This window comes from Sphingomonas sp. (assembly GCF_042095875.1).
GTDB lineage: Bacteria > Pseudomonadota > Alphaproteobacteria > Sphingomonadales > Sphingomonadaceae > Sphingomonas.
In genome coordinates, this window is sequence record NZ_JBELMJ010000099.1 from 1 (window position 1) to 3433 (window position 3433).

A 3433-nucleotide genomic window follows, 5' to 3' on the forward strand; every position below is an offset into this window, starting at 1 on the left:
ACGGCGGCAGAGGCGGCGGAGCGCGCGGCGACCGAGCGGCGCGAGACGGCCGAGCAGGCGCGCGCCGCCGCGCACGCCGAGCGCGCGGCGCTGGAGGCGGAGGCGGCGACGCTGACGCGCGCGTTGCAGCGCGGCGGCGGGCGCGACCGGTTAATCGATCACGTGCGCGTGGCGGTCGGGTACGAGCGCGCGCTGGCGGCGGCGCTGGGCGACGATCTGGACATCGGACTCGACGCGAGTGCCATCGCCTATTGGCAAGGGGCGGCAGTGCGCGACGACGACCCCGCCACGCCGGCGGGTAGCGAGCCGCTGGCCGCGCACGTCGGCGCGCCGGACGTGCTGGCACGAAGGCTGGCGCAGGTGTTCGTGGTCGACGCCGACGACGGACGCGCGCTCGCGGTCGGGCAGCGCGTGGTGACGCGCGGCGGCGCGATGCGGCGATGGGACGGACTGGTGACGACCGGCGGCGGCGTCGCGGCGGCGGAGCGGCTGGAACGGCAGAACCGGCTGGCGACGATCGCGGCCGCGCTGCCCGCCGCGTGCGCGGCGGCGGACGAGACCGCGGCGACGCTGCGCGAGGTCGCCGAGGCGATCGCGGCGGCGCAGCGGGACGCGGGCGAGGCACGCGCGGCGATCGCGCGGGCGGAGGCGGCGACGCGCGAGGCGCAGGCGCGCCAGTCGCGTGCGGAGGCGATGCTGGAGCGGATCGCGGGGCAGCGCAGCGACGCGGCCGAGCGCGCGGCGCGCGCCGCGCGCGAGCACGACGAGGCGGCGGGCGATGTGGCGCGGGGCGAGGCGGCGGTCGCCGCGCTGCCCGACACGAGCGCGACCGCGCGCGCGATCGCGGCGCTGCGCGGGGAGGATGCGGCGCGACGCGAGGCGGTCGACGGTGCGCGCGCCGCGCGGCAGGCGGGCGAGCGACAGGCGGCGGTGCTGCGCGAGCGGCTGGCGGGCGCCCAGGGCGATGCCAAGAGCTGGCGCGCGCGGGCGGGCGACGCGGCGCGGCGGATCGACGACATGGCGAAGCGCGAGGACGAGGTCGCGCGCGAGCAGGCGGCGATCGCGCCGCGGCTGCCCGAACTCACCCGAACAGTGGCGAATGCGGAGGCGACGCACGCCGCCGCGCGCGATGCGGTCGAGCAGGCGACCGACGCGGAGCGGGCGGGCGAGCGCGCCTTGCGCGACGCGGAAGGCATCGCGCGGCGCGCGGGCGAGACGCTGTCGACCGCGCGCGAGGCGCGCGCGGGGGCGAGTGCGCGTGCCGACCACCACGAGGCGCGACGCGTCGAGCTGGGCCGCCACGCGGGCGAACGGTTCGAGTGCCCGGCGCCGGTCCTGCCCGAGCGGCTCGGCTTCGCGCCCGCCGATGCCGGTGCGCCGGACGAGGAGGCCGCCGCGTTCGAGCGGTTGACGCGCGAGCGCGAGCGGATGGGGCCGGTCAACCTGGTCGCCGCGCAGGAGCTGGCAGAGCTGGAAGCGGCGGGCGCGGGCAATGCCGCCGAGCGCGCCGAGCTGGGTCAGGCGGTGAACCGGCTGCGCGGTTCGATCGGCACGCTCAATCGCGAGGGGCGGCAGCGGCTGCTCGCCGCGTTCGAGGCGGTCGACGGGCATTTCCGGCGGCTGTTCACCACCCTGTTCGATGGCGGCGATGGTAATGGGGGGCAGGCTCACCTTGAGCTGGTCGACTCGGACGATCCGCTGGAAGCCGGGCTGGAGATCATGGCGCAGCCGCCGGGCAAGCGGCTGCAGTCGCTGACGCTGTTGTCGGGGGGCGAGCAGGCGTTGACCGCGGTGGCGCTGATCTTCGGGTTGTTCCTGACCAATCCGGCGCCGATCTGCGTGCTGGACGAGGTCGACGCGCCATTGGACGACGCCAACATCGACCGGTTCTGCGCGCTGCTCGACCGCATGACGCGCGAGACGCGGACGCGCTACCTGGTCGTCACGCACAATGCGGTGACGATGAGCCGGATGCACCGCCTGTTCGGGGTGACGATGATCGAGCGGGGGGTCAGCCGGCTGGTATCGGTCGATCTGGGACGCGCGTCGCGGCTGATCGCGGCGGAGTGACGCGCGCGATCCAGGCGGGCGCGGGGTCACGCACCGCCGCCCAGATGATCCACAGCACCGCGATGCCGCGCACCGCGGCGGCAGTGGCGACGTCGACCTGCGTCGCCGAGGGCCACGCGCCCTCCAGCCCCGCGAACAGCCAGAATTCGGCGAAATAGGCGAGCAGGTCGCCGAGCAGGAACAGGGCGAGCGGGCGCGCGCGCGTACCCGTCAGCACCAGCAGCGGCCACAGCCACAGGTCGAACTGCGGCGACCACACCTTGTTGGTGAGCAGGAACCAGGCGAGCGCCGGGGTGAACAGCACCCACGGGTGGCGGCCGTGGCGTCGCCAGCCCGCCAGCACGATTGCGACGGCGCCGAGCGCGAAGGCGACCAGCGCGAGGCGATTCCGGGTCGGAATGTCGGTCGGGTACCAGCCGAAGGTATTGGCGAGCTCCCACACGCTCGCCGCGGTGCCGCTGCGTTCCTGCGAGAAGGCGTAGAACTCGCTCCAGTTGGTGAAGGCAGTGGCGGCGACGGGCAGGTTGACCGCGCCCCAGGCGGCGAGCGCGACCGCGACGAGCAGCGCGGCGCCGGCGACGTTGGCTGGCGCCGCGCGACCGCGCCGGAACAACGCGTTCAGCCCCAGCAGCGGGAGCAGCAGCAGCGGGAACAGCTTGGCCGCGCCGCCGAGCGCCGCCAGCGCGGTCGCGCGCGCGTCGGCGCCGCGGTGCGCGGCGAGCACGGCGGCGACCGCGAACGCCGCGGCGAGCAGATCCCAATTGTGCGCGAGGTAGAGCACCAACGGCGGCGCGAGCACCCAGGCGTATTGGCGCATCCTTCCCACGCCCGCGCGGCGCATCATGTGCAGGATCAGATAGGCAAAGGCGGTGTTGCCGAGCCACACCGCGGTGAGGAAATCGGCCGCGTCGGGGCGCCCGAGCCCGAGCAGGCGCGCGACCAGCCCCTCGACCCAGATCAGCGCGCCGGTCAGCACGGGATATTCCATCCGCGCCTCCCAGTACGGCACCTGCCCCGCCGCGACGCCGCGCAAGCCCCAGAACGGCACCGCGTCGCTGTAGCAGCCGGTGGTGTATTGCTCCGACCCGAGCCAGTAGGCGCCGCAGTGCAGCTTGAACGCGAGCCCGGCCAGGCAGGTGACGGCGAGCGCCCAATAGGGCGCCTCATCCCCCAGCCGTGCGGCCCATCGGTCGATCGTGTCGCGCATGGCGACCGTCTTGGCGGAGCGCGTGCGGGGCGGCAAGCGGGGGTAGAATGGCGGGTGGGCGCGCCTCGACATTCGGCGCCTGCGAACATATATCGAACGCATGGCGCAGCTCGATGTCAAACAGAAGCTGGCGATCCTCGCCGACGCGGCGAAGTA

At 75.0% G+C, this 3433-nt stretch carries 2 protein-coding genes and 1 pseudogene; 1 reads left to right on the forward strand and 2 read right to left on the reverse strand.

The window, feature by feature from the left end:
* Positions 1-2070, forward strand: a pseudogene (locus tag ACFDS6_RS16825) (chromosome segregation protein); the annotation flags it as partial.
* Here ACFDS6_RS16825 and ACFDS6_RS16830 read toward each other — a convergent pair.
* Together ACFDS6_RS16830 and ACFDS6_RS16835 are read right to left on the reverse strand one after the other, a co-directional pair.
* The gene (locus ACFDS6_RS16830; protein ID WP_375273232.1) at positions 2012-3277 is read right to left on the reverse strand and encodes a hypothetical protein; all 1266 of its coding nucleotides are present in this window, start codon (positions 3275-3277) and stop codon (positions 2012-2014) included. The pseudogene ACFDS6_RS16825 and the gene ACFDS6_RS16830 sit on opposite strands and share 59 nt — an antisense overlap.
* Positions 3234-3433, reverse strand: a 200-nt coding sequence (locus ACFDS6_RS16835) for a hypothetical protein (RefSeq protein ID WP_375273233.1), incomplete at its 5' end; no start/stop codon positions are given. The genes ACFDS6_RS16835 and ACFDS6_RS16830, both read right to left, overlap by 44 nt.

Bases quoted from the DNA above. Each gene is read 5' to 3' on its own strand.
- ACFDS6_RS16830 (WP_375273232.1), bottom strand. From the start codon at position 3,277: ATGCGCGACACGATCGACCGATGGGCCGCACGGCTGGGGGATGAGGCG.